At 57.4% G+C, this 24537-nt stretch carries 23 protein-coding genes, 2 tRNA genes and 1 other RNA gene; 4 read left to right on the top strand and 22 right to left on the bottom strand.

The window, feature by feature from the left end; translation table 11 throughout:
• Positions 1 to 300: 300 nt before the first annotated feature.
• Positions 301 to 1155, top strand: coding sequence for an AAA family ATPase (locus SDD30_RS05625; RefSeq protein WP_434073950.1), 855 nt, complete (start codon positions 301 to 303; stop codon positions 1153 to 1155).
• Positions 1155 to 2510: a VWA domain-containing protein gene (locus SDD30_RS05620; RefSeq protein WP_434073949.1), complete on the top strand. Its 1356-nt coding sequence runs from the start codon at positions 1155 to 1157 to the stop codon at positions 2508 to 2510. Before SDD30_RS05625 ends, SDD30_RS05620 begins: the two co-directional genes overlap by 1 nt.
• A 132-nt stretch (positions 2511 to 2642) precedes the next feature.
• On the opposite strand, the gene SDD30_RS05615 is transcribed toward SDD30_RS05620, so the two are convergent.
• The 20 genes from SDD30_RS05615 to SDD30_RS05520 all read right to left on the bottom strand — a co-directional run bounded on the left by SDD30_RS05615 (position 2643) and on the right by SDD30_RS05520 (position 21953).
• Positions 2643 to 3500: a CoB--CoM heterodisulfide reductase iron-sulfur subunit B family protein gene (locus SDD30_RS05615; RefSeq protein WP_434073948.1), complete on the bottom strand. Its 858-nt coding sequence runs from the start codon at positions 3498 to 3500 to the stop codon at positions 2643 to 2645.
• Positions 3497 to 4042 (bottom strand): 4Fe-4S dicluster domain-containing protein, encoded by a 546-nt coding sequence (locus SDD30_RS05610; RefSeq protein WP_434073947.1) that lies wholly within the window; start codon positions 4040 to 4042, stop codon positions 3497 to 3499. The genes SDD30_RS05615 and SDD30_RS05610 overlap by 4 nt, the downstream gene beginning before the upstream one ends.
• A 12-nt stretch (positions 4043 to 4054) precedes the next feature.
• The gene (locus SDD30_RS05605) at positions 4055 to 6397 is read right to left on the bottom strand and encodes an FAD-dependent oxidoreductase (RefSeq protein WP_434073946.1); all 2343 of its coding nucleotides are present in this window, start codon (positions 6395 to 6397) and stop codon (positions 4055 to 4057) included.
• A gap of 75 nt (positions 6398 to 6472) precedes the next feature.
• Positions 6473 to 6796, bottom strand: a complete 324-nt coding sequence (locus SDD30_RS05600) for a 4Fe-4S dicluster domain-containing protein (protein ID WP_434073945.1) — start codon at positions 6794 to 6796, stop codon at positions 6473 to 6475.
• Positions 6797 to 6849: 53 nt separating this feature from the next.
• Positions 6850 to 8607, bottom strand: a complete 1758-nt coding sequence (locus SDD30_RS05595) for an adenylyl-sulfate reductase subunit alpha (RefSeq protein WP_434073944.1) — start codon at positions 8605 to 8607, stop codon at positions 6850 to 6852.
• A 52-nt stretch (positions 8608 to 8659) separates the two neighbouring features.
• Entirely contained in the window at positions 8660 to 10114 is a 1455-nt protein-coding gene (locus tag SDD30_RS05590; RefSeq protein WP_434073943.1) for an SLC13 family permease, read from the bottom strand.
• Positions 10115 to 10394: 280 nt separating this feature from the next.
• Positions 10395 to 11084, bottom strand: coding sequence for a Crp/Fnr family transcriptional regulator (locus tag SDD30_RS05585; protein WP_434073942.1), 690 nt, complete (start codon positions 11082 to 11084; stop codon positions 10395 to 10397).
• A 343-nt stretch (positions 11085 to 11427) separates the two neighbouring features.
• Positions 11428 to 11792: RNase P RNA component class A (gene rnpB / locus SDD30_RS05580), an RNA gene on the bottom strand.
• Positions 11793 to 11945: 153 nt separating this feature from the next.
• Positions 11946 to 12647, bottom strand: coding sequence for a zinc ribbon domain-containing protein (locus tag SDD30_RS05575; RefSeq protein ID WP_434073941.1), 702 nt, complete (start codon positions 12645 to 12647; stop codon positions 11946 to 11948).
• Positions 12648 to 12660: 13 nt separating this feature from the next.
• Positions 12661 to 13773 (bottom strand): Nif3-like dinuclear metal center hexameric protein, encoded by a 1113-nt coding sequence (locus SDD30_RS05570; RefSeq protein ID WP_434073940.1) that lies wholly within the window; start codon positions 13771 to 13773, stop codon positions 12661 to 12663.
• A complete protein-coding gene (locus tag SDD30_RS05565) occupies positions 13746 to 14492 on the bottom strand; it encodes a tRNA (adenine(22)-N(1))-methyltransferase (RefSeq protein ID WP_434073939.1) in 747 nt (248 codons plus the stop codon). Before SDD30_RS05565 ends, SDD30_RS05570 begins: the two co-directional genes overlap by 28 nt.
• 51 nt (positions 14493 to 14543) lie before the next feature.
• A tRNA-Ile gene (locus SDD30_RS05560) sits at positions 14544 to 14618 on the bottom strand.
• A gap of 4 nt (positions 14619 to 14622) precedes the next feature.
• Positions 14623 to 14697, bottom strand: a tRNA-Asn gene (locus SDD30_RS05555).
• Positions 14698 to 14870: 173 nt separating this feature from the next.
• On the bottom strand, positions 14871 to 15965 hold the full coding sequence (rpoD, locus tag SDD30_RS05550; protein ID WP_434073938.1) for an RNA polymerase sigma factor RpoD: 1095 nt from the start codon (positions 15963 to 15965) through the stop codon (positions 14871 to 14873).
• On the bottom strand, positions 15959 to 17809 hold the full coding sequence (dnaG, locus tag SDD30_RS05545) for a DNA primase (RefSeq protein ID WP_434073937.1): 1851 nt from the start codon (positions 17807 to 17809) through the stop codon (positions 15959 to 15961). Before dnaG ends, rpoD begins: the two co-directional genes overlap by 7 nt.
• Positions 17810 to 18476: 667 nt before the next feature.
• On the bottom strand, positions 18477 to 19463 hold the full coding sequence (locus SDD30_RS05540; RefSeq protein ID WP_434073936.1) for a deoxyguanosinetriphosphate triphosphohydrolase: 987 nt from the start codon (positions 19461 to 19463) through the stop codon (positions 18477 to 18479).
• Between the two features lie 181 nt (positions 19464 to 19644).
• Positions 19645 to 20250, bottom strand: a complete 606-nt coding sequence (locus SDD30_RS05535; protein WP_434073935.1) for a flavodoxin family protein — start codon at positions 20248 to 20250, stop codon at positions 19645 to 19647.
• A 142-nt stretch (positions 20251 to 20392) separates the two neighbouring features.
• Entirely contained in the window at positions 20393 to 20551 is a 159-nt protein-coding gene (gene rd / locus SDD30_RS05530; RefSeq protein WP_434073934.1) for a rubredoxin, read from the bottom strand.
• A gap of 140 nt (positions 20552 to 20691) precedes the next feature.
• Positions 20692 to 21132 carry a ribonuclease HI gene (gene rnhA, locus SDD30_RS05525; RefSeq protein ID WP_434073933.1) on the bottom strand — a complete coding sequence of 147 codons (441 nt, stop codon included), beginning with the start codon at positions 21130 to 21132 and terminating at the stop codon, positions 20692 to 20694.
• Positions 21133 to 21224: 92 nt separating this feature from the next.
• Entirely contained in the window at positions 21225 to 21953 is a 729-nt protein-coding gene (locus SDD30_RS05520) for a hypothetical protein (RefSeq protein ID WP_434073932.1), read from the bottom strand.
• A 201-nt stretch (positions 21954 to 22154) separates the two neighbouring features.
• Here SDD30_RS05520 and SDD30_RS05515 point away from each other — a divergent pair, with 201 nt between their 5' ends.
• Complete coding sequence (locus SDD30_RS05515; protein WP_434073931.1) at positions 22155 to 22613, top strand: 2-thiouracil desulfurase family protein; 459 nt, start codon at positions 22155 to 22157, stop codon at positions 22611 to 22613.
• Here SDD30_RS05515 and SDD30_RS05510 read toward each other — a convergent pair.
• Complete coding sequence (locus SDD30_RS05510) at positions 22600 to 23013, bottom strand: type II toxin-antitoxin system VapC family toxin (protein WP_434073930.1); 414 nt, start codon at positions 23011 to 23013, stop codon at positions 22600 to 22602. The two genes, SDD30_RS05515 and SDD30_RS05510, sit on opposite strands and share 14 nt — an antisense overlap.
• Positions 23014 to 23289, bottom strand: a complete 276-nt coding sequence (locus SDD30_RS05505) for a hypothetical protein (protein ID WP_434073929.1) — start codon at positions 23287 to 23289, stop codon at positions 23014 to 23016.
• Between the two features lie 123 nt (positions 23290 to 23412).
• On the opposite strand from SDD30_RS05505, the gene SDD30_RS05500 reads away from it, so the two are divergent.
• Positions 23413 to 24411, top strand: a complete 999-nt coding sequence (locus tag SDD30_RS05500; RefSeq protein WP_434073928.1) for an SDH family Clp fold serine proteinase — start codon at positions 23413 to 23415, stop codon at positions 24409 to 24411.
• Positions 24412 to 24537 lie beyond the last annotated feature (126 nt).

The raw sequence follows: 24537 nt of genomic DNA, 5'->3' as shown, positions 1-24537 counted from the left end.
TCATGAAAAAAACCCGGCATGGGCCTACGCTTTTTGGAGCCGATGTTCCACGATTAGCTGCTCCGAGAATTCTTCTGATGACGAGAGGAACAGCAAGATAGCCGAACACTTCAACCCGGACATATTTACCACCTTTGATTAAATTATAGCATATTGCCAGTCGTTTACGGGGTGACACTATCACAGCCAGGTGGTAGTTCAGGCTAGACACCCTTGTTATCACTGTAATGCATTGGTAGAATTATGGCAGGCGATGGTTTGCCGAAGGTATTTAAAACATAGACCAGGGGGTTGTTGCCATTGTTTTTTAAGGGTCCCGGCGAAGTTGGGGAAAGGTTGTCCCGGGTCGGCTACCTGGCCGGCAAGAACGTTGAGGTGGCGATCTACCTGGCGGATATCCTGCAGAAACCGGTGCTGGTAGAAGGCCCAGCCGGGGTGGGTAAGACGGAACTGGCCCGGGCCCTGGCTCGGACGACCGCTACCCGCTTAATCCGCCTGCAGTGTTACGAAGGACTGGACGAAAGCCGGGCTCTTTATGAGTGGAACTACCAGAAGCAACTCCTCTACTTGCAGGCGCAGCACGGTGCCTGGCCGGAAGTCCAGAAGGACCTCTTCGGCGAGGAGTTTTTATTACCCCGGCCCATCCTCAAGGCCTTCTTGAGCCCGGAACCGGTTACCCTCCTCATTGATGAGCTGGATAAAAGCGATGAAGAGTTTGAAAGCTTCCTCCTGGAGGCCCTGGCCGATTACCAGGTTTCGATACCGGAATACGGTACCGTCAAAGCCCGGGCCGTGCCCATGGTGGTTATTACCAGCAATCGTGCCCGCGAATTGAGCGATGCCCTGCGGCGGCGCTGCCTCTATCTCTACCTAGACTTCCCCGGTCGCGAGGAGGAACTGGCTATTTTGCGCTTGAAGCTACCGCACCTGCCGCCTTCCCTGGCCTCCCGCATCGTTGGTTTTATCCAGGGCCTGCGGGGCCGGGGTTTAAAAAAGCCGCCCGGCATCGCGGAAACCCTGGAATGGGCGCAGGTGTTGCAGGCCCTCAAGGTGGAGGATTTAAACCAGGAAGTCATTAGTTCCACCCTGCCGGTTTTGATTAAAAAACAGGAAGACCTGGCCCTCATCCAGTCCCGGCCGGGGTGGTATGCTTGATGGCAAGCTTAATGGCTACAATTCCGGAAGCCCTGCAGGAGATGGCTAACTTATTGCGGGCCGGGGGCATAGAGGTGACCCTGGCGGAAATGATGGATGCCGTACGGGGCTGGCAGGCTACCCCGCCGGCCTACTGGCCCGAGGTTTTGCAGGTCACCCTGGTCAAGCGATACGAGGATTTAAAGCCCCTGGCGGCCCTGCTTGCCCTCACCGGCAGTTACGGTCGGCCGGAACAGGCGGCCTGTAAGAACAGGGGTGTGGTTTCCGGGCAGGCTACGCGGCACGCGGGCGGGCGGTTGCCGGTCCTGGACGTGCTGGCAGCTCTTTTTAATGGTTCAGAAGGGGGCCTCAACGACCTGGCTGAGCAGGCTATTGACCTGCTGGGAGAGCTGGATGCCGGCGTTATGGACCACCTAGAGGGCAAGGTAAGGGAAGCCCGGCTGGCTTTAAACTGGCATATGGTCCGCTACAGGTTAAGGGTCATGGAAAATGAGGGGCGGCAGGAGGCCCGGATAGCCCTGCAAAGTTTGCAACTGCTGGAAACGCTTATTCGCCGGAACCTGGAGCTGCGCCTGGTACAGGGGTTTGGTCCTGAAGCCATGCCGGCCGTCCTCCGTACCTACAACCTGGCCGAAAAGGGATGGAGCGAGCTGGCCGAGGGGGATCTGGCCGTTATGCGGCCCTATTTAAAAAAGCTGGGCCGCTACCTGGGAAATAAGTATTCCTGGCGTTACCGGCCCGCTCGCCGGGGGAAGATCGACTTGCGCCGCACCGTTAAAGAGGCCTGCCGGCACGGCGGCGTACCCTGGCCACTCCGCTACCGCGGCCGCCGCCGGGAGAAGCCGGTCCTTTTGGTCCTGGGTGACATCTCGGGTTCGGTGGCGCCCTTTAGCGTCTTTATGCTGGAATTGATCTACGCCATGCAACACGCTTTTCGCCAGGTCCGGACCTTTGTTTTTGTTGATGACCTGGCTGAAGTTACCGGCGCCGTCAGGGAAGCGCCGGCCGCCAGGGCCATGGAGCAGGTATCCCGTTTCGCCCGCTGCTCGGTTAGCGGTTATTCGGACTTCGGGCGGGTCTGCAAGCTGGTTCTGGCACGCTATGGGGAGTTGCTCACCCCTAAGACTACAATCTTAGTACTGGGCGACGCGCGTAACAACTGGCGGCAACCCGAGGTGGAGAGTTTTGCCGCCCTTTGCCGTCAAGCAGGAAAGGTTGTATGGCTGAACCCGCAACCGGAGGCCTCCTGGAATACAGCGGATAGCAATATGGCCCTGTATGCCCCCTTCTGCCATGCCGTGCGGGAATGCGCGAATCTGAAGCAGTTGATGAGTATTGCCCGGGAGGGACTCTGATTGGATACACGATCCCAGGATGCTTTTAAGGTAGGCCTTAAAACTGAGTTGATGTTGCTCCGGCATTCGCCCATAGTTTCTTATTTGGTCCCGGCGGCTGCCTGCTGGTAGTAGAATTCACTGCCCATCTTTTCACCGTATGGTCCCTTGAGAGAATGGAATCAAATTTTTCTTTAACCCCACGGTTGCGGGATCGCACCCCAAAGCCAGGCCAAGAAGCTGGGTGAAATAAAGTACCGGCAGGAGACGTTCCTCTCTCCCCCTTGCTTCGATTTGGGCCCTCTCCAGGTTGAGCTGGCACATGGGACAGGTAACCAGGACCGCCTTCGCTCCCCGCGCGCGGGCCTCGGCCAGTATTGCTCCTGCCGCCCGAAGGGCTACTTCCGGGTGGGTGAGGGCCAGGGTACCGCCGCAACACCTGGTGGCCGCGTTAAAAGGCAAGGGGGCGGCACCGGCCGCAACGGCCAGCATATCCAGCCAGGCCGGCCACCTGTTGCTGTCACCAATACTGGCTTCCTGGGGCCGCGTAAGCAGGCAACCATAGTAGGCAACTATTTTCAGCCCCTCTAAGGGCCGGACAACTGCCTGCCGGATTTTTTCCACCCCTATTTCCTGCAGGAAGAGCTTGAGGGGATGAGAGACGGTCACTTCGCCCCGCCAGCGAAGTTCAAGGGGGCGGAGATGGTTGTTGATTTGCTCCCGTTGGGCCTCCTCCTGCAAGGCACGGGCCGCCAGGGCTAAATTATTATAGCAGAGATTACAGGGAACCGCCAGCACCGGCGCCACTTTTTCTGCCAGCGCCAGGTTGCGGGCGGACAATACCAGCGCCACCTGCCGGTTAAAATGTTTCGCCGCCGTGGCCCCGCAGCAGTTCCAGTCCGGCACCTCCTGTACTTCAATGCCAAGGGCCTTTACCACCCCCAAGAATGAGGTGCGATATTGGGCCGCCGTGCCGTGGAGGGAGCAGCCGGGCAAAAAGGCCCATTTCATCCTTCCCTCCCTCCCCTCGTTAGCGTCTCCAGTAAGGCGCGTAGTTTCAACCTGTCCTCTACCAGCGACGGGCGCAGCGTAACCTGTCCCCGCCGGAGCATCTGGATCCCTGCCTTAACCTGGGGCCGCAAAACATTGACCCCGGCCTGCCAAACGTAAGCCAGGAGCAGTTCCGGTTCAAAGATGCGGCCCTTTCGTTTGATGCCCATCAGAAAGGCCTGGTAAAAAGCAGCATCCTTTTTATGTTTTCCCTGGCTGAGGGCAAGCTGTTTCAACCGTACCATCAGCCCCTGGAGATCCACACCCCGGGGACACTCGACGGTACAAAAATGGCACCCCGCGCAAACCCAGATGGTAGGAGAAGCCAGGGCCTTTTCCCAAGCGCCGAGCTGGAGGAAACGGATTACCTGCCGCGGCGTTTCCCTGGCAGCAAAGATTACCGGGCAGCCGCCCGTACAGCGACCGCATTGAAAGCAGGCGGCTGCCGCCTGCCAAAGTTCCCCGGCTTCCGGCGGGGCAGATTGCGAGATGTTGATAGCCATCTTCCCGCCCCCTTAAGGCTTCAAAGGGCTGGGCCCTAAGGCCCGCAACTCGGCCACGAACCGCTCCGCTTCCGTTACAAACAAGCTGTCGTCATCTGCTTTCAGGCGCACTAAACGTACCCGCTCCGGTTCAATGGCCATCCGCTGCAGCGTCTCGCCCACGTTGGCCAGCCGCGTTGCGGCCAGGTCGCTGCCCTGCCGGTAATGGCACTGGTCCGAAGGGCAGCCCCCCACCAGCACGCCGTCGGCCCCGGCCGTCAGGGCTTCCACTACCACTTTCATATTAACCGCCCCGGCGCAGGGTACCGGAATAGCCAGGATGTTGGGGGGGTACCGCCGGCCTTTGCGCCCAGCCTGGTCGGCCGCCGGGTAGGCGTCATTAGCGCATAGGAAAGCAACAACTACTGGTTCCTCCCGCCCGAGAAAACCCATATCTATTGCTTCCACCATGGCCGTCAGTTGCTTTATGGTAAAGTTGCGTAAAGAAATAACTCCTAACGGGCAACCGCCCTCACAGATACCGCACTGGCGGCACTTACGTAAATCGGGGGCAGGGTACTCGGTTTCATCCCAACCCCAGGCATCGAAGGGGCATTCTTCCATACAGCGCTTACACTTATCGCATTTATTTTTATCGACCACTGGAACGGTAGGGGCTACGGTGAAATCGCCTCCTATTACCGTCATGGCCTTCATGGCCGCCCCGGCAGCACTGCGGACGGCGGCGGAAACGTCCATGGGACTATGGGCGCAACCGGCAACATAAATACCGCGGCGCTGGGTCTCAAAGGGGAAACACTGGACGTGGCCGGAAGGAAACTCCCAGCCGGCAATATTTTCAATAAATCTTTCCGGCCCCGCCTCAGGTTGCATACCTACCGCCAGTACTACCAAGTCGAGATCTTCCAGGCGTACTGCCTCGCCGGCCAGGGTGTCTTCGGCCAAGATGGTAAGGCGGCCGCTGGAAGGTTCCTCCTCTACCGCCGCCGGATTGCCCCTGATAAAGGTGGCCATGCCTTCTTCCTGGACACGCCGGTACATGGCTTCATATTCGCCGGTTGCCCGCAGGTCCATATAAAAAACATAACTTTCGGCTTCCGGCGCCAGCTCGCGGACGTACTGGACCTGTTTAAGGGTTACGGCACAGCAAACCTGGGAGCAGTACGGCAGGTGGTTGATGTCACGGCTGCCGGCGCACTGGATAAAGGCCACGCGCTTTACCGGCCTGCCGTCTGAAGGGCGCAATAATTTCCCTTTTGTCGGGCCGTCGGGCGCTGCCAGGCGTTCAAATTCCAGGTTGGTGATTACATTGGCCCAACGACCGTAACCAAATATATCCAGGAGCCTAGCATCATAGGGCCGCCAGCCGGTACTCCAAATAATAGCCCCCGCTTCCCAGGAGAACTCCTGCTCGACGGCGTTTAAATTGATGGCCCCGGCCGGGCAGGCTGCCGCGCACAGGTTGCAATCCGCCCCGCGGCAGGCTTCTTTATCCAAAACATAGGCCAGAGGATAGGCGAAGCCTCCCGGGAGGCTGATGGCTTTTCCCGCCGCCGGCAACGGGCCGTTCCAGGAGCCCTCTGCCGGGCAGACCTCGGCGCACTTGCCGCAGGCGGTGCAGGCCCCTATGTCAACGTAGCGGGGCCGCTGCCGCAGTTGTACCTGGAAGTTGCCCGGCCCGCCGGCGATGTCGCTGACTTCCGTAAGGGTGTAAATAGTAATCAGGGGGGTTTTCTTGATCTCCGCCGTCAGGTATTCTAAACCGCAGGACGGCGGGCACTGGCGGGGAAAATAACGGTAAAATTTGGCTACTTTGCCGCCGATAAAGGCTTCCTTTTCGGCCACCATTACTTCTACCCCGGCGGCCGCCAGATCCAGGGCGGCGCTCAACCCGGCAATACCGGCACCCACCACCAGGACGGTCTTGCGGGCCGCGAAGTCCAGGGGTGTTAATGGCTCCCCCCGGCGCGAGCGGGCCAGGGCCATATTGATCAGGTTTACCGCCTTCAGGTAAGCCGTCTTAACGTCGTCGCGATGAGGCCAGGCGCATTGCTCGCGCAAGTTACAACGCTCCAGGAGGTAGGGGTTTAACCCGGCCGCTTCTATTGCCTGGCGGAAAATACCCTCTTTTTCCCTCGGCGAGCAGCCGGCCAGGACTACCCTGTCCACCTTGCCTTCCCTGATGTCTTGACTGATGACCTCTAGACCGTCTCTACTGCACCAGGCTTCGTGAACACGGCAGACACTGACTCCTTTTTTCTTGCCCATTGTTTTGGCTAGGCCTTCCATATCTACCCAGCGCCCGATCTCGCCCCAGCATTGGCAGAGGTAAAGGCCGATTTGCGGTCCCGACATAGCGTGAACCTCTCTTTGTTCCACTAGCCTGCAAGGGCACCGGTTTGGGGCGCCCCTACAGGCAACCCTTAGTGGTTAGTCGTTGCGGGTTTTAAAGGAAAAGCGTTCTACTTTGCCGTTGATGTCGATGCAGGTCCAGGTAATGCGGTTCGTGCCCATAAGGGGTATTAGTTTGGCTTCATAATAACCGATCTGGTACGGTAACCTGGTTTCTATCGCCCCCTGGGGGCAAGATTTCACGCAGGACATGCAGTCCCAGCAGTCCCTGGGAGAACGGCAGTAAGCTTTTTGGGTTGCCGGATTTAGGGTCATCAGGTCCCCTGGACAAATCTGTTCGCACAAGGGTTCTTTTTCGGCCTTGCAGCCGTCGCATTTGGCGAGGTTTACTCTGGGCGGCATTGCTCATTCCTCCTTGCTTCCTTATTTTAGTCATTTTAGTCATTTTAGTCATTTTAGGGCAAGTAACGATCTCCTGGCACTATTTGCTCATAGGGGCGGGTGAATACTTCAATCTCTCCTGTATCCGGATTGCGCCGCGAGTTTACAAAGCAGTCGAATTTTGCATCGTTGCGCTCAGGAAAATCAGTGCGCGTCTGCCAGCCCGGCCAGCGCGTCTCTTCCCGGAAAAGTAGATGGTGCAACAGCGCCTCAGCCACATCTAAACGGTCAATCACCTCATGGGCTTCCATAAGCTCATGCAGGTCACGGGCAATCAGGTATTTGGTCTGGTCTTTGAGGATGCGGATATTTTTCAAGGCAAACTGGAGTTGGGTACCATTCATACGGTAAAATTGGTGAATACCGCCGGCATATTCATCCATCAACCGCTGCATGCGCTCTTCCATTTCCCGTGGCGTAATGCCGTCTCCTGTCTCTGCCTGGCGGATGGCCGGGGCAAAAACCCGGTCCCGTTCTTTAATGATTTGCTCCTGGCTGACTTCCGGCAAGGTAGAAAGCGTTTGGAGATACTCCACGGCGCCGCGCGCTGCCAGCATTCCCTCGGCAGCGCAGCCGCCCACAAATTTGTTGGGCGTGCCGCCGGCCACGTCGCCGGCAGCAAACAGGCCGGGCAAAGTTGTCGCCCGCTTTATATCAATCCAGTAGCCGCTGGCCGTGTGCCCGCCCACAATGTAGGGGTCATTGCCATATAGTTCAATGGGTTCTTCCTTAAGGTTTTGCCCGCGAGCCGCCAGGTAAAGGACGAAAGCCGGTCGTTCATTAAGGTAATCCGTTTTCATGTCTTTGATATCTTCATCATTCATGCTCCTGGTATCGACAAAGCACGGCCCCCTACCGTTAAGCCATTCTTCCATAGGCACATTGGCCCGGATAAAACGCGGGGCCGCTTCGCCCCCTAAATGGGCGTAGCGTTCTTGTAAAACCTTTTCCCCTTTGGCATTGATCATCGGTGTCTCGTAACCTACGGAAATGGTGTCAATGGGCCCGTTAAAATCCTTGGTCCGGGTAGCGCACCAACGCATTTCAAAGGTGGTCATTTCCGCCCCGGCCCGGATGCCCATGGCGTAACCGGCGCCGGTATTAAAGGGACAATACCAGAGATGGTGGTGGCTGTCCACGCCGTCGTTGGTGTACGGCTTATAAAGCCCCGCGCAGCCCCCGGTAGAGACAATGACGGCCCGCGCCAGGACGATATACATTTTGCCGTCCCGCACCCCAAAGCCGGCAGCCCCGATAACCCTGCCGTCTACGACCAACAAATTCGTCGCTACTACTCGGTTAAGGATCTGGCAACCATATTCCCGCACCTTTTCTGCCAGGATAACTTTCATCTCCGAGCCTCTAATGGTTATATCCCATTTGCCCCGGGTATGATACTCTTCATCTTCGTCCTTTTTGATAGGCAGCCCCCATTCTTCCCACTCCTCAGCGGGTTGATTGAGAACCTCAGCCAAGCTCTGCGTCAGGTCTTCGCGAATAAGGCCGCCAGCCTGGGAACGGCTCCAGCGCACAAATTCCTCGATTGTCCGCCCTTTCTTAATATAGGTATTAATAGCGTCCATCCCTGCGGCCAGGCAGCCGCTCCTATCGATATGGGCCTTCTCCATTAAGGTTACCTGTAGATTCGGCTCCAGCTTTTTGGCCTCAATAGCGGCAAAACAGCCCGCGTTACCGGCGCCGATTACCAGGACGTCTGTTTTAAATATTAACTGCTCGACCTCGTCAAGTTTGCCCGGTAGTTTCCCTGCCATTGTTATTCCCCTTTCGTAATTTAGTATTTTTTAGCAAAAAACTGTTAAACTATCAAGGTACCCAGATGGGGTAGCCATTCAGTGCCCACCATGGAACCATCACGAAGGTCATATAAAGAAGGGCCAAGAGGGTTATAGGTGCCCCCGCTTTAAAGAATTCAAGGAAGGTAAACTCTTCGGAACCATAGGCTATCAGGCAGGCGGCTACTTCATAGGGCAGCAAAAAAGCATAGGTATCGACATTTGCGACGGCGAGGGTAAAGGCAATGGGGTTTAAGCCTAATTTCGGGCCGATAGCGACCAACATCGGCGCCATGAGGGCTACTGCAGCCACATTGGCACAAATGCCGAGGCGCAGTATTTGCACGATTATAGTGACTACTAACAACAAGGGAATCCAATGCCAGTGAGGGAAAGAGCCGAAAACCGTGGCGGCAACCCATTTATCAAGGCCGGTCTTGCCCACGGCCGCAGCCAGGGAAAGGGCGCCGACCAGCATCAGCCATGTTCCCCAGATAGTTTTTTCCTGGGCCTTGCGCCAGGAGACAGGAGTTAAACCAGGAGTAAAAAGGAGCAAGACGGCTATCAGGGTTACCGGCCCGGTCTGGATGTGGTGGATAGGTTCAGTGGCCCAGAGCAGAACGGCTACGCCAAAGCACGCCAGCACCGAGCCTTCAGCCCGGGACATTGGCCCGAGGGCTTCCTTCATCTCGACGAGCTCCTCTTTTCCTCCCGGCACCTCAATACGGCCCAGCCGGAACTGCCAGGTCATCCACCCGTACACCAGCGGCATCAACCCGATCAGCGGCCAGTGCAGCCAGAACCATTTGAACCATGTAAACCCGGCATTAAATTTGGTATTGAAAAGGGTGGCCATGATGACATTGGGCATGTGGGCAGTCAGGAACAGGGGTGCAGCCAGAGTGGCCCCAAAGCCTATCCCCGCCATGGAAAGGGCCTTGCGCGCCCGCGCTCCCTCTTCGCCTGCTGGAAAAAGGGCATTCATCCCCTTGATAAGGGGAAAATAGGTCGCGGCGCGGGCGATGGTGGCAGGTATAATAAGGGCTGAGGCGATGTGGGCGGAAAAGAAAGCTTTTAGCAGGCCGCTGGCCTTGGAAGTGGCGCGGGCTGCCATTGTCAAGGCAATGCGGCGATCCAACCCCACTTGCTGGATCACTGCCGCAAAAAGAAAGGCGCCCAGGACCAAGAAGGCCTCATTGCTCGTGTAGCCCGCAAAGGCTTCCGGAATTTTTTTCAGGGCACCGGTAAGAACGAGGAGGAGCGGGATTGCCAATCCGGAAACACCTTTAGGGACGGCATCAGTTAGCCATATAATTACTGCCCAGACAAGTACCGCCAGGGTAGCTCTCCCCGCCGCCGTCAGTTCTTTGCCGGTAGGGACGAAAATTATAATAGCGGCAAAGGCCAGCCAAGCAATAATTAAACTTCCCATACACTTTTTAAAATCAATTTCCGCCAGGCGGGCATTATCAATAAAATAACTCATTTTTTCCCTCCTCTCGCTTACAAAAAAGCTCATTATCACTTGTTAACTGTTAACAAAAACGAAACAAACTCATCCCGCCTTTCAACCCCCCTTCAAAAAACATTAACTTTCGATTTTCAACCTCCTTTAATTAAATGTTTGTGGTACTTTTCACTGCTTTTATTTTAGCAACTAACATCTCACGGAATTGTCTGGTCAAGGTCAAAAAAACTGTCTTCTTCGCGACAAAAAAATAAAAGCGGCCACTGCCGCGCCTTTATGCCAGTAAAAACTCACCCCTTTAAACAACTAGCCATCTCTCAAGCTTTTTACGATCAAGAACGATAATTTCCTTATACCTCATATCAATGGCTTTTTCCCGCACCATAGCATTAAGTATAGATGTCACCGTCTGGCGCGAAGAGCCAATCATTTCCGCTATTTCCCGGTGACTTAACCGTATTCCCAACTTAATTCTCTGGGATTTTAGCTGGGACACCGCGGGGTTGGGTTCAGCCTGGCCGCAGCAGCCGGCCAGTTTTAAAAGCAAATGGGCCAACCTGCTGGGAGCTTGATAGCAAACCATCTCGTAAATAATCGTTTCTGCTTCCCTTAAACGTTTCGCCAGGATAATGGCTATTGTTCCGGCAAAGACAGGGTTATCTAATAACATGGTTTCAAAATCTTTATTTTTAAGCCCTGCTACTTCTAGTTCCTCTAAGGCTTCGGCGAAACAAACGCGTTCGCTGCCGCCGAGTACCTCCGCCAGGCCAAAGATTTCTCCCGGATGCCTGATGGATACCGTAACACTGCTGCCGCTTGGTGTTAAGCGATATATTTTGACGCGCCCTCTTAAAATAAAAAACACGCGATTACTTTCCTCTCCGGCCATAAATACCACCTGACCGGCGCGAAAAGTAAAGACTTTGCCCTTTTGCCGGAAAAACTCGCCTAATTCATGTCCCGTCAAAGCCACCGCCAGGCTGCCCAATACCGGTTACCCTCCCCCCAAGCATTCTTTTTTGTACTTATTCCTACTTGAACTATTTCTAAATCTATTTATGTTTCTACTGCAAAAAGCCTCCCGCAAGCCATTTGACTCGATAGTAGTCCCACGTTGAACCGTAAAACAATGCCCTATAGTAGAGTTTAGTCTTATTTCCGGTCTTAAATAATATGATAACAGGAGTGCTTGCGGTGATCAACAATGGTTTCGCGGTCCGGTAAAGGGGCAAAAAAGCAACCATCCCTAAATGAAAAAGATTATCACCTCCTCCAGGTCCTAAAATGTGGCCCATAAGAAGAGGTGATAACCTATAAGTGTAGCCAAAGGTCTTTTGAGCAAACCTGTAAGCCGAGTTCTGTCTTAGATGGTCATCTATCTTGGACGCCAGTTGCCTGGCGCCTCCAGCGACCTTACCCGGGGACGGGGCGGGCCACCCCTCTTGTCCCCCTATTCGGTCTTGCTCCAGGTGGGGTTTACCGAGCCGGTTAGTCGCCTAACCGCTGGTGAGCTCTTACCTCGCCTTTCCACCCTTACCCGGCACCATAAGGTGCCGGGCGGTCTGTTTCTGTGGCACTATCCTTGGAGTCGCCTCCACTGGACGTTATCCAGCACCCTGCCCTGCGGAGCTCGGACTTTCCTCAGGCGCCGGCGCGCTATGCGCGCCTTTACGCCCGCGACCATCCGGTTTACTCAAAAGCACCATATGCACTTTTTCTGTGGATGTTCAGTATAACACCGTGGACCCCGGCTGTCAACTATTCGCGATCACTCTTGTCGCCGGACAGTGATATTGTCACCCTATAAGCGGACTGAGAAAATGTCACGATGCGGGGTTGTTTTACGTCCCTACGGCAGCAGCAGGCGGCCGCAGCTTTCGCAGTAGACCGTTTTGCCGGAACGAATCTCCCGCAGCGTGAAGGAAGGAAGCATTAGGTTGCAGCCGCTGCAGCTGCCTTTGATCACCCGGGCCAGGGCCCTACCCCCCAGGCGGCGCCGTAGCTGGCAGTACAGGTCCCGGAGCTGGGGCTCGATTTCTCCCTCCAGCTGGGCGGCATTGGCTGCCAGGACGTCAATCTCTTGTTGCAGGCCCGCCAGCCAGGTGCGGTAGCCGGCCAGTTTTTCCCGGTAGGCTTCCCTACCGGCCTGGAACGCGGCGGTGCTGGTCGCCAGCCAGTCGTCCAGTTCCTCATGGCGGGAGGTGGCTGCCAGGGTTTTTTCTTCTGCGGCCTGTAAATCGGCGGCAAGGGTTGTCATCTGCTGCTGCAGGCTGTTCAATTCCTTGGGGTTATTGGTCGTCCCGCTATAGAGCCTGGTCTCCAGATGCTTCCTTTTGGCCTGCAGTTCGTGACAAATCTTCTCCCGGGCGGCGACCTCCTGTAAAAGCTCTTCCCGTTCCTGCATCCTGGTACGCAGCGTTTCCCGCATGGCTTCCAGGTGTTCCTTTTCCTTCTTGAGTTCCCTGGCCAGGGCGGACGTCTGCATCTGGCGCTGTAATTCCTGGCGGCGGAGATGCATCTCTTGCAAATCCCACAGCTGACTGAGGCCCATGTTCATACCCCCTTTATAATGGGTACCAGGGTTCCTGCTCCTGCTGGGAGGCCAGGACCATCACCTCACGCTCCTGCAATTGCTCTTGCAGATAGGTTACCAGGGCGGGGACAATTAACCTCTCGGTGGCGAAATGACCGGCGTCGATAACGGCCAGGCCGATGCTCTCCGCCTGGCGGGCTTCGTGGTATTTGAGGTCACCGGTTACCAGGACGTCGGCCCCGGCATCCCAGGCGGCTTTCATAACATCACTGCCGGCGCCGCCGCAGACGGCTACTTTTTTAATCCTGCGCTCCCTGGCGCCCACTACATTGACCCGGCTGGCACCCAGGGTTTCTTTGACCTGCAGGCTGAATTCCTCCAGGCCCAAGACCTGGGGCAGGACGCCGATACGGCCGAGACCCTGGGCCGGGCCTTCATTGGCCAGGGGATAGATGTCATAGGCCACTTCCTCGTAGGGATGGGCCTTAAGGAGGGCCTTGAGGACTTCCGGCAGGCGGTTGGTGGGAATAATGGTCTCCAGGCGGTATTCCTTTACCTCCGCCAGTTTGCCTTCCTCGCCGATGTAAGGCTGGGTTCCCGTCAGTGGTAAAAAGGTACCGGTGCCGGCCACCCTGAAGGTGCAGTCGGAGTAGTTGCCGATCCAGCCCGCTCCGGCGCGGGTGAGGGCTTCCCGGACAACCTTCTCGTGGTCGGCAGGGACAAAGGTGACGAGTTTGTAATACTTTTCTCGATAGGTGGGGACCAGGACCCGGATGTCCTCCAACCCTAGCCTGGCGGCCAGGTGGTAGCTGACCCCCAGGTCGGCGCTGTCTAAATTGGTATGGGCGGAATAGACCATGAGGTTTTCCTGGAGGAGACGCCGGACCATCCCTCCCAGGGGCTCGTCATAGCGCAGGCTCTTCACCGGCCGGAAAAAGAGGGGATGATGGCTGATAATCAGGTTGACCCCCCGGGCAGCCGCTTCATCCACCACCGGCGGGGTTACGTCCAGGCAGATCAGTACGCGCCGGACGTCGGCCTCCGGCGTTCCCAGCATCAAGCCCACATTATCCCATTCGGCCGCTAATTCCGGTGGGGCCAGGGCTTCCATTATGGCTATGATTTCACCACATTTTGCAGCCATGTTGCTACCTCCTGTAGCCGGGCCAGTTGCCGGTCTAATTCTCCCCGCCGTGTCCGGGCCACCGCCCCCCGGGCCTGGGAGAGTTGACCGGCGGCTGCCGTTAGTTTTTCCATTTTATCCAGAATATAACCAGCCAACAGGGGATGCCGCTTTTGCAGCAGCAGGGGGCCTAACTGCCACTCCAGGTCACTATACGCCGGGCTCTCTCCGGGGACAGCGGCCAGGATAAAGTAATAATGCCCGCCCGCCAGGACCAGGTCCTCGTCCTCCAGGCGCCAGCCGCCGGCCGCCAGGTAGCGGCGCAGGGGTCCGGCTTTGCCCTGGGGCTGCAGGACCAAGTGGCGCAACTGCCGCCGGACCTCCGGCCCGGCGGCCAGGATCTCCTGCTGGGTGACGGCACCCAGGCCAGTCATGGTCACCGTATCTACCTCCCCCGGCTGCAGGGGTGCCAGGCCGTTACCCCGGCGGACCTCGATACGGTCACCCAGGCCGGCAGCCTGGACGGCAGCCAGAGCACGGCGGTAGGGTCCCGGCGCCACCTCAACGGCAATGACCCGGGTGCAGCGACCGCTGCCGGCCAGGTATAGGGGCAGGAAGGCATGGTCGCTGCCAATATCGGCTACGGCACTGCCTGCCGGGACAAGGGCGGCCACGGCCCGCAAGCGGACCGGCAGGGTAAAAACAAGTTTGCCTGTCATGATAATGAAAAAGGTCAGCAAGCTATGGTCACCTCTTTGACCTCCAGCTTCTGACCTTGCTCCGACGTATATTGGTGGGCCCACCCGGATTCGAACCAGGAACCAACCGGTTATGAGCCGGCAGCTCTACCGTTGAGCTATGGGCCCCTTCTGGCTCCCCGGGCAGGGCTCGAACCTGCAACCACCCGGTTAACAGCCGGGCGCTCTACCATTGAGCTACCGAGGAAAACCACCTCTCATATTATACTCCGGAATGTCCCTCCGGTCAACAACCAGTTAAACCTATCTTACCTGACACGCTCCGGGGCTACCTGCCGCCATTATTGCGCAACCACGCTACCCACGTAGGCCACCCGGCTTTCGCTGCCGGGCTAACCGGCCAGGTAGCTAACACCTCTATTACTCCAGATAATCCTTCAGCTTTTTGCTGCGGCTGGGGTGGCGGAGCTTGCGCAGGGCCTTGGCTTCGATCTGGCGGATCCGTTCCCGGGTGACGCCGAACTCCTGGCCTACTTCCTCCAGGGTCCGGGCACGGCCGTCGTCGAGACCGAAACGCAGGCGCAACACCCGTTTTTCCCTGGGGGTGAGGGAATTCAGGACTTCTTCCAGCTGCTCCCGCAGGAGCATAAAGGAAGCAGCCTCAGCCGGGGCCTGGGCGTCTTCATCTTCGATAAAATCCCCCAGGTGACTATCTTCTTCTTCGCCGATGGGTGTTTCCAAAGATACTGGTTCCTGGGCGATCTTCATGATCTCCCGTACCCGCTCGACGGGGATATCCATCTCGTGGGCGATTTCTTCCGGGGAGGGATCCCGGCCCAGTTCCTGGAGTAGCTGGCGCTGGACCCGGATTAATTTATTGATCGTCTCGACCATATGCACCGGGATCCTGATGGTCCGGGCCTGGTCGGCGATGGCCCGGGTAATGGCCTGGCGGATCCACCAGGTGGCATAGGTGCTGAATTTAAATCCCTTACGGTAATTAAATTTCTCCACCGCCTTGATAAGCCCCAGGTTGCCCTCCTGGATGAGGTCCAGGAAGAGCATGCCGCGGCCTACGTAGCGCTTGGCGATGCTGACCACCAGGCGTAGATTGGCTTCGGCCAGGCGCCGCTTGGCTTCCTCATCGCCGGCCTCCATGCGCTTGGCCAGTTCAATCTCTTCTTCCGGGGTCAGCAGGGGCACCCGGCCAATCTCCTTCAAGTACATCCGCACCGGGTCATCGAGGGCTACATTCTCCGGGATGGAGAGGTCGAGGTCCGCATCTGCCTCCCCGGATTCGCCGTCTTCCTTCTCCAGAGCCTCCAGTTCGGCGGCTTCGGGCACAACTTCAATGCCCATGTGATTCAACTGTTCGTAGATCTCATCAACCTGTTCGGGGGAGAGTTCGATTCCCTGCAGGGCATCCATAATATCGCCGTAAGTTAAGGATCCCTGGCTTTTGCCCTTTTCGATCAGTTCTTTGACCATCTGCTTGCGCTGTTCTTCTTTCACCATGACTCCCCCCTTCCTAGTTTTAACGAGTTTATGGTTTGCTGGAGGTGAAAGATTCTTCCCTGGAGTTCCCGGGCCTGTTCTGGCTGGCCGGCATCCTCCGCCCGGGCCAGTTCCAGCCATAATGATTTTGTTTGCCTTTGCAGCTGCTGGAGTTTCAGCAGACGGATAGCCTTATTTACCGCCCGCTCTTCGACTGGCCCTAGATCTTCGGCCAGGGTCATCCCGGCCAAGAGGGCTTCCTGCTGCGGTTCGGCCCGCAGATCCAGTTTGGCGATTAGTTCCGCACCGGCCAGTTCCGGTACTGCCTGGCGTTGTTCCCTGACGGCGGCCACCAGCCCCTGGGCGGCCTGATCCCGGCACCAGTCCGAACCCAGCTGAGCGTCGATCCGGGCCGCCAGGGCGGGGCTGGCCAGGTAGGCCCGCAGGAGGAAGAATTCTGCCTGGTGGGGGGCGGTAACAGTCCTGGTGTGGCTGTCCCTAGTATACCTGGTTTTATCTACCCTAACCCGGGCTACAGGTTGGTGGCGTATATCCCTTAGTATGGCTGTCTCCGAAATACCGGTGTAACGGTTAAGGAGCCGGGCGTAACTCTCCTGTTCTACAGCATCCTTTACTTGGCGCAGATGCGGGAGAAGGAGCTCCATGACGGCCTGCCTGCCGGCGGCCGTGGTCGGGTCGTGCTCCTGGATTGCTTGATAAATGCGGAATTCCATGAGGGCCAGACTCCGGGATACCAGTTCCCGGAAGGCCTCCGGCCCCCGGGCAGCCAAAAACTCGTCAGGGTCTTTACCTGCAGGCAACTGCAGTACCCGCACCTGGAGGCCGGCAGCGCTGAGGATATCCAGGCCCCGCAGGGTGGCTGTCTGGCCGGCGGTGTCGGCGTCATAGGCGATAACCACCTCCCGGGCGTATTTTTTTAATTCCCGGGCCTGCTCAGTCGTCAGGGCTGTACCCAGGGAGGCGACGACGTTGTCGATGCCATATTGCCAGGCAGCGATCATATCCATATAACCTTCGACCAGGATGGCCCGGCCCTCCCTGCGGATGCCCGGCAAGGAGAGGTGCAAGCCGAAGAGGTGGTGGCCTTTATGAAATAGCGGCGTCTCCGGCGAGTTGAGATACTTGGGCTGGCCTTCCCCCAGAACGCGGCCGCCGAAACCGATAACCCGGCTGCGGCTGTCTTTAATGGGGAACATGAGCCGCCCCCGGAAACGGTCCATCAACCCTCGGGGCGGCCAGCTGAGGCTTAAACCTGCCTGGGCGATCTCTTCCGGTGTGAAGCCCTGGCGCTGCAGGTAGGTCACCAGGGCGCCGGTGGTGTTCGGGGCGTAGCCCAACTCAAACTGCCGGGCTGTGGCTCCTTTTATACCCCGCCCCTGGAGGTAACTCCGGGCCGGGGCCCCGGCCGGGTGCCGGGCCAGGATGCGATAATAAAAGCTGGCAGCTACTGCCCCCAGCCGGTACAAGCGTTCCCGCTGTTCCCGCTGTCGCCGGGCCGCCGGGGTTTCCTCTTTCACCGCCAGCTCGACGCCCGCCCTGGCCGCCAGGGCCGCCAGGGCTTCGGGAAAACTAAGGCCTTCCCGCTTCATGAGGAAAGTCAGGACATCACCACCGGCACCGCAGCCAAAGCAATAAAAAACCTGTTTATCGGGGCTGACGGTAAAGGACGGTGTCTTTTCATTATGAAAAGGGCACAGGCCGACATAGGAATGACCTCGTTTTTTCAGCTGGACGTAGCCACCGATAATTTCAACTATGTCTACCCGCTCTTTGACCTCATGGACCACATCCTGATTGCAGGCGGTTGTCACGGACACCACCTCGATATCTAACCCGATGCTCATATACAATTCGCTATCAGAACGAAATATCCTCTTTTCCAGCCCTGATTTTCGCTTTTTCCTATTATTTGTCCTGCTTTACCAGATTATACCTTCACCGGGCTGCATATAACGCCCTGGCAAGCGGTAAAATTAGCGTACAGGAGGTGGCAAGATGACCAGGGTCCTGGCTTTTATCCTCATTGCTCTCATTGGCGGCAGCACCCTCTACGTTTTTTACCGCGGGGTTATCCTGCCGATTTTCCAGCCCTATTTTAAAACCAGGCAGTGAATCCCGAGCCCTACTTCGTTAGGAGCTACCGGCACCAGGGTAACCGGCCGCAGCTGGCACCCTAAAGTTTTTTCCCCGGCCGGCTGACTTTTATTTATTCTTATGCTATACTATATGTTGAAGGGCAATACCTTCATCCTTTTTAAACCTCCCTTTTTTAATTTTTTAAGGAGTACCGCCCGGTACTCCCTTTTTTCTGGCCGGGAACGGGTTGCCGGGGCGCTAGGCCGCACTATACCTGCCCCTGGAGCACGCTCACGCTCCGGCCTGGTAAATTTGGTTGTATAGGTTTAAGGGCTAGCGGATATACTAGGCAATGGAAGGTGAAGGAATCCTGCCGCCGCTTCGTCAGCGAGCGGATAGCTTGACGGGCGAAGAGATTCCACCACCTTCCCATTTTTATGTGGGAAAGCCGGAGGGAACAAAGAGCCTGTTATAGAGGAGCAATGCGTAGCTGTCGGTCATGCCGGCGATGTAGTCGCAGGCCCGCCGGGCCAGGTCGTCGCCGCAGCGCGCCGGCGGCAGTTCCTCCGGGTGTTCGATATAATAATGATAGAGTTGCTGCAGGAGCTTTTTGGCTTTACCTTCTTCCGTTTTCGCCCGGGAACCTATATATACCTTTGCGAAGAGAAAGCTGCGCAAAGTGTCGGTGGCCTGCTGGACCTCCGGGCTCATGGCAATCTCGCCCTTTTGCCAGCTATAGTAGATCATGTCCGTAACCATGGTATCGATGCGCTGGCGGTGGCTGTCCCCCAGGACCCGCAGGCAGGACTCCGGCAGCTCCTTCTGGTCAATGATCCCGGCCCGCAGGGCGTCGTCGATATCATGGTTGATATAGGCGATGCGGTCGGCGAAGCGGATAATCCGGCCCTCCAGGGTTTGGGGGTTTTCCGGGCCGGTATGATGGGCGATGCCGTCCCGGACTTCCCAGGTGAGGTTGAGGCCGGTGCCGCCTTCCAGGATCTCTACCACCCGCAGGCTCTGGAGGTTGTGTTTGAAGCCGCCGGGGACGACCTCGTTCAGGGCCTCTTCGCCGGAATGGCCGAAGGGCGTATGCCCCAGGTCGTGGCCCAGGGCGATGGCCTCCGTTAGGTCTTCATTGAGGCGCAGGGCCCGGGCGATGGTCCGGCTGATCTGGGCCACCTCCAGGGTATGGGTCAGGCGGGTACGGTAGTGATCCCCGCTAGGGGAGATGAAAACCTGAGTCTTATGTTTTAAACGCCGGAAGGCCTTGCAGTGGATGATGCGGTCACGGTCGCGCTGGTATTCGGTGCGAATGGGGCAAGGCTCCTCCGGTTGCCGGCGGCCCCGGGTGCGGCTGCTTAAACTGGCCAGGGGGCTGAGGAGGATTTCTTCCTTCTTTTCCGCTTCCTCCCGCAGGAGCATCGTAGTGACCTCCTTCTGAGCAAATGGCGTGACCATAGTTACCGGCGCAGTGCTTTACCCGGACAGGGTCTGCCCGGGGGGTAACAGACTGATGGAACGCCAGGTTGGGTCCAAAAACGGGCTGTACCTGGACGTGGTCCAATAACCCCGTATAACAGGCACCGTAGGATAGGGCGACACGCTAACCGCGGTGCTGGCGCAAGGTTGCAGTGGCTGCCGCCACTTCGGCCAGGCGCCGGCCGGTGAGACACACCCGCTGGATGGCGAAATCGTCGCTATTTGCGGGGGCCTGGCCGCAACCGCCCTGGTGGCCACAGTCAGCCTCAATAAAACCATCACCCACGATCATCATGCCCTGGATGAGCATCATATCGAACAGGGCCTTAATGGTCGTCTCCTGGCCGCCAAACCGGGCGCCGCCCACGGTAACCCCGGCGCCGACGACGTTTAAAAGGGCTTTTTCCTTACGCAGGATGCGGCTTTTATCCCAGAAAGCCTTCAACTGGGCCGCGACGCTGCCGAAGTAAACGGGGCTGCCCAGGAGGACGCCGTCGGCCCGGCGCAGGAGGTCATAGGCCTCCCCCAGACGGTTGTGGCGGGAACAGGCACCCTGGCAGGGATTGCTGCACTGGTTGCAGTAGGGTATCTTCTGGTCGGCCATGGCCTCAGTTACCTGGATCAGGGCCGTCTCGGCCCCGGCTGCGGCAGCCGCCGCCAGTCCCTCCCGGACTAAAAAAGCGGTGTTGCCCTCCTTTTTAGGGCTACCGTTGATGCCTACAATTAGCATAGCTGAAATCCCCTTTCAATACATTGCCTTAAATTTTTCGTCATAAATGTCCCATTTCCTGCTAGTATTTATGTAAAAGTGGGTAAATAGAGGTGCCGGGGGCAAAATTTAAGCGGCGCCGGGTAGCGCCGCCCTTTACTGCCTACAGGGGTTCGAAGTTTTCTTTGCCCAGGCCACAGTTGGGGCAAACCCAGTCGTCGGGCAGGTCTTCAAAGGCCGTCCCCGGGGCGATGCCACCCTCGGGGTCCCCTTCGGCGGGGTCATAGACATAACCGCAGGCCGTACAGGACCATTTACCCATGTAAGTAAACCTCCTTTCGTAAAGGTAATACTGTGCCCGGCGGGTAGCCGGGGTACAGGACGATACTGTGCTGGGACCCATATGACGCCAGGCAGCAAAGCTCATGCCTGGACCTGGCCCGGTACAGGATAAAAAAACTCCTACCTTTGCAGCCGGGTAATGGCGGCCCGGGCCAACTCGTCACAGCGGTTGTTTTCAGCGTTGTCGCTGTGGCCCCGGACCTTCACCCATTCTACCCGGTGGCAGGTGGTCAGTTGCAGGAGTTCCTGCCAGAGGTCCTGGTTCTCCACGGGTTTCTTGTTGATGGTCTGCCAGCCGTTCCTTTGCCAGCGGTCCAGCCACCTCTGGCGAAAGGCGTTGATCAGGTAGGCGCTGTCGCTATGGAGGCGCACCTGGCAGGGTTCTTTCAGGGCCTTCAGGGCCTCGATGGCCGCCGTGATCTCCATGCGCTGGTTGGTCGTACGCGGCTCTCCTCCGGAGATTTCTTTGCGTTTGTCGCCGTAAATGAGGACGGCGCCCCAGCCCCCGGGGCCCGGGTTGCCGGAACAGGCGCCGTCGGTGTAGATGGTTACTTGCTTCATTATGTGACCTCATTAGTCAACTTTGTGTACCCACCCTGGCGAGAAGGCTTGCTGCAATACCGCGGCCTGGTTAATCAAGCCTGGCGGCAGTGCTATGCCGGTGCCGCCTCTTTCGCCCGGCTTAAAGGGCAGGTGCAGCGCAGGTGGCAATACTGGCAGTGATACTCACCGGTGGCAAAGCCCCTGCCAATGCCGCTGATACCCGAAACGGACTTACGCGGCAGCATTAAATACGATGGGGTCAGGATGATCTCCAGGCCGGCGGCATCCACCAGGGAGAAGAGGACCTCCTGGTCGGCCAGGTTATCCCAGTAGGAGTGGCCGGGACCGAAGGGTGTAGTAGCTTCCAGGCCGGCTGCCGCAGCCGCCATCTCCACCTGTTGAAAGCCGCTGTAGTAGGCACTCTCTACCAGGGCTGAGCCGGCCAGGTCCAGGAGGTAGCTGGCCAGGGTATCACCGGTAGCCTGGTACTCTTTGATTCTCCCTTCCAGGCGCGGGCCAATGGTGGCAGCCATGACGATGACCCCTTGCGCCGGGGCGAGTTTCTGGGCCAGGAAACGGCTTTTTATAGTCTGCCCCCCGGCCAGGTGGAGTTCGTGGCCGGTAATTGCCGTCACTTCATGATAGGACCAGGCAAAGGCGGGTTCCGCCAGGGTGCGAGCCTCCCGGCAGATGTTATCATACATTGCGGTAATATGCGCGTCCAACCGGCGCCCTTTTTCCATGCCCTGCATAGCAAGGAGTTTTCCTGTATCTACTGTAGCCTCCAGATCCCGGAGGATGTTAGTGGCCCCGGGATGCTCATTGATGGCAAGATACACGTTCTGGTTACTCCTTTCCTGCTCCTATACTCAATTTATCCTTGATTAATTTGCTCTACATAGATCTATTCCCCGAAATGGTCAGGCGCGTTACTTTCAGGATATACAGGTCTGTTGTAGAACAGTATACTAGGATTTGGTATTATAATCAATGGCAAGTTTGCAATTAAATAGTTAAAAACTATTGAGGTGGTAATTTACATGGAAAAAATCCTCGTTAGCGCCTGCCTGGCCGGGGTTAACTGCAAATACAGCGGCGGCCATAACCTGGTACCGGCCCTGGCCGAACTGGTACGCCAGGGCCGGGCCGTACCGGTCTGCCCGGAAACCCTGGGGGGGCTGGCTATTCCCCGGCCGCCGGCGGAGATCCGGGGCGGCGACGGCCATGATGTCCTGGCCGGTAAGGCACGGGTGGTGGATCGCCAGGGCCGCGATGTGACGACGGCTTTCCTGCGGGGGGCGCAGGCCACCCTGGCGAAGGCGCGCGAGGTAAATGCGGATTTAATCGTTCTCAAAGAAAAAAGCCCTTCCTGCGGCAGCGGGCTAATCTACGACGGCACCTTCAGCGGCACCACCCGTCCCGGTGCAGGCGTCACGGCGGCTTTACTGCGGGAGCAGGGGTACAGGGTGATCAGCGAGGGGGAGTTTACCAGCTCCTGATGGTCAGCTGCTCAAAGGGATAATGTTTCGTGTTTCTAGTAACCATAACCAGCTGCCGGGAGATAACAATAGCAGCATTGGTGACATCAGCAAGGGACAAAGAGTAGCCCTTGTTTAACCATTGCCGCCGCAGTCGTCCGGCTAAAAGGGCCTCATTAAAAGTTGGCACCGTATAATAATATAACTGGCGCAGCATTTTTTGGGCTTGCTCCTGCTCATCTGGCTGAATGCCAGTCATAAATTCTATTACGGTAACGCTGGAAATAAATAGATCCTGGGCATTAATTGCAATCAGCAGCTCACTTGCACGTTTGCGCCATTTGTTCCCTTTACCGCGATTTAAATCAATTAAAAAATCTGTATCAAGTAAAAAACCGCCGCTTGTTTTTTTGCTAGCCATTTATTCCGTCCTCACATCTGAAGCCCGCAGGTGATTTATAAAAGCCAGCGTATCATCTTCGCCGGGTTTTTTAGCGGCTACCAGATCATCCGGAAATAGGCCGGCGGCATTCTGGCTATAGGCCAGGCGCTTTTGCCGCATCAGTTCTTTTTCGATAGCCGTGGCAATAAACCGGGAGCGGTTACCTTTACCAACCATCGTATCGATTTCATCAATAATCTTTACAGGCAGCCTGATGGCGGTCATTCTTGAAGCTCTGCCAGCAACACCGGCCATTATATATCACCTCTTCTTTGTATTACTTACAGTATAACAAATTCCTGCTCAATAAGCAATACGGTGTTTTTCCCCTTCAGGCGGGAAATAATAACTGTAACCCGGCCGGAAGGGGGGCCTACCATGGGAAGGGCCGAACGCTTGCCCTTACTGCAGCAAATCGAAGCGGAACGCCAATCTGCCGTTATCTGCTATTTTACCGGTGACCGGGAGAACCTGGGTACGCGGGTGGCCCCGGATGTCATCCGGGTCTTCTACCGCCACCTCCTGGCCCTGGGGCCGCGACCGCGCCTGGATCTCTTCCTTTATACCCGCGGCGGTGATGTCCTGACTCCCTGGCGCCTGGTCAACCTGCTGCGGGAGTTTACCCCGCAGTTGGGCGTCCTGGTGCCCTTTCGCGCCGCCAGCGCCGGCACCCTCCTCTGCCTGGGGGCCGACGAGGTCGTTATGGGCCGCCTGGGGGAGCTGGGGCCCATCGACCCCAGCGTGGCCAACGCCTTTAACCCGGAAGACCCGGCCAACCCGGCAGCCCGCCTGCCGGTCAGCGTCGAGGATGTCACCGCCTACCTGGCCCTGGCCCGGGAAATCGCCGGCCTGGAGGGCGAAGGCAGCATGGTGGCCATTTTTAACCAGCTGGTCAACAGGGTTCATCCCCTGGCCCTGGGTAACGTCCACCGCAACTACGCCCTCATCCGCTCCCTGGCCAGGAAACTACTGCAAATGCACCTACCGACGCAGGAGCAGGACCGGGTGAAGGATATCATTCAAAACCTGACGGAGAGGCTCTACGCTCATAACCATATGATCTCCCGCCGGGAAGCCCGGGAGGAGATCAAGCTGCCGGTGGTGACGCCTTCGGAGCGCCTGGAGGACCTGATGTGGCAGCTCTACCTGGATTACGAGGCCGAGCTTCAGCTCCTGGAACCCTTTAACCCGGCGGTTATGTTACAACCCCGGGAGTATTCCCTGGAGTTCGAAGCGGCTGCCGGGATTGTCGAGAGTCTTCCTTGCCTGGATGCCTTTGTTTTTAACGGCACCATCACCCGGGCAAACGAGCCGCGGGAAGGTGCCCCACCCGTCAACGTCATCTTTACTCGCCAGGGCTGGCGGCAGCTGGTTTAACCCTTTAGGATGGGCGATATGGCGGTACATGGGGCGTGCTACTTCTCGTTCCTGAAGCCACGTTATAATCCCCATCCCGTTCACCGCCGCTTCGATGCGGCTTCGCTGAGTTTGCTTTACACCTCG

Source organism: Moorella naiadis (nom. illeg.) (assembly GCF_051020825.1).
Taxonomy (GTDB): domain Bacteria; phylum Bacillota; class DSM-521; order Neomoorellales; family Neomoorellaceae; genus Neomoorella; species Neomoorella naiadis.
Note: the sequence above shows the minus strand (reverse complement) of the source record. Positions and strands in the feature narration are given on the sequence as shown.

What these genes read in the sequence shown, in the direction of transcription:
- SDD30_RS05620 (WP_434073949.1), top strand. Translation starts at nt 1,155, where the DNA reads ATGGCAAGCTTAATGGCTACAATTCCGGAAGCCCTGCAGGAGATGGCT.
- SDD30_RS05615 (WP_434073948.1), bottom strand. Translation starts at nt 3,500, where the DNA reads ATGAAATGGGCCTTTTTGCCCGGCTGCTCCCTCCACGGCACGGCGGCC.
- SDD30_RS05610 (WP_434073947.1), bottom strand. Translation starts at nt 4,042, where the DNA reads ATGGCTATCAACATCTCGCAATCTGCCCCGCCGGAAGCCGGGGAACTT.
- SDD30_RS05605 (WP_434073946.1), bottom strand. Translation starts at nt 6,397, where the DNA reads ATGTCGGGACCGCAAATCGGCCTTTACCTCTGCCAATGCTGGGGCGAG.
- SDD30_RS05600 (WP_434073945.1), bottom strand. Translation starts at nt 6,796, where the DNA reads ATGCCGCCCAGAGTAAACCTCGCCAAATGCGACGGCTGCAAGGCCGAA.
- SDD30_RS05595 (WP_434073944.1), bottom strand. Translation starts at nt 8,607, where the DNA reads ATGGCAGGGAAACTACCGGGCAAACTTGACGAGGTCGAGCAGTTAATA.
- SDD30_RS05590 (WP_434073943.1), bottom strand. Translation starts at nt 10,114, where the DNA reads ATGAGTTATTTTATTGATAATGCCCGCCTGGCGGAAATTGATTTTAAA.
- SDD30_RS05575 (WP_434073941.1), bottom strand. Translation starts at nt 12,647, where the DNA reads ATGGGCCTCAGTCAGCTGTGGGATTTGCAAGAGATGCATCTCCGCCGC.
- SDD30_RS05570 (WP_434073940.1), bottom strand. Translation starts at nt 13,773, where the DNA reads ATGGCTGCAAAATGTGGTGAAATCATAGCCATAATGGAAGCCCTGGCC.
- rpoD (WP_434073938.1), bottom strand. Translation starts at nt 15,965, where the DNA reads ATGGTGAAAGAAGAACAGCGCAAGCAGATGGTCAAAGAACTGATCGAA.
- dnaG (WP_434073937.1), bottom strand. Translation starts at nt 17,809, where the DNA reads ATGAGCATCGGGTTAGATATCGAGGTGGTGTCCGTGACAACCGCCTGC.
- SDD30_RS05540 (WP_434073936.1), bottom strand. Translation starts at nt 19,463, where the DNA reads ATGCTCCTGCGGGAGGAAGCGGAAAAGAAGGAAGAAATCCTCCTCAGC.
- SDD30_RS05535 (WP_434073935.1), bottom strand. Translation starts at nt 20,250, where the DNA reads ATGCTAATTGTAGGCATCAACGGTAGCCCTAAAAAGGAGGGCAACACC.
- rd (WP_434073934.1), bottom strand. Translation starts at nt 20,551, where the DNA reads ATGGGTAAATGGTCCTGTACGGCCTGCGGTTATGTCTATGACCCCGCC.
- rnhA (WP_434073933.1), bottom strand. Translation starts at nt 21,132, where the DNA reads ATGAAGCAAGTAACCATCTACACCGACGGCGCCTGTTCCGGCAACCCG.
- SDD30_RS05515 (WP_434073931.1), top strand. Translation starts at nt 22,155, where the DNA reads ATGGAAAAAATCCTCGTTAGCGCCTGCCTGGCCGGGGTTAACTGCAAA.
- SDD30_RS05510 (WP_434073930.1), bottom strand. Translation starts at nt 23,013, where the DNA reads ATGGCTAGCAAAAAAACAAGCGGCGGTTTTTTACTTGATACAGATTTT.
- SDD30_RS05505 (WP_434073929.1), bottom strand. Translation starts at nt 23,289, where the DNA reads ATGGCCGGTGTTGCTGGCAGAGCTTCAAGAATGACCGCCATCAGGCTG.
- SDD30_RS05500 (WP_434073928.1), top strand. Translation starts at nt 23,413, where the DNA reads ATGGGAAGGGCCGAACGCTTGCCCTTACTGCAGCAAATCGAAGCGGAA.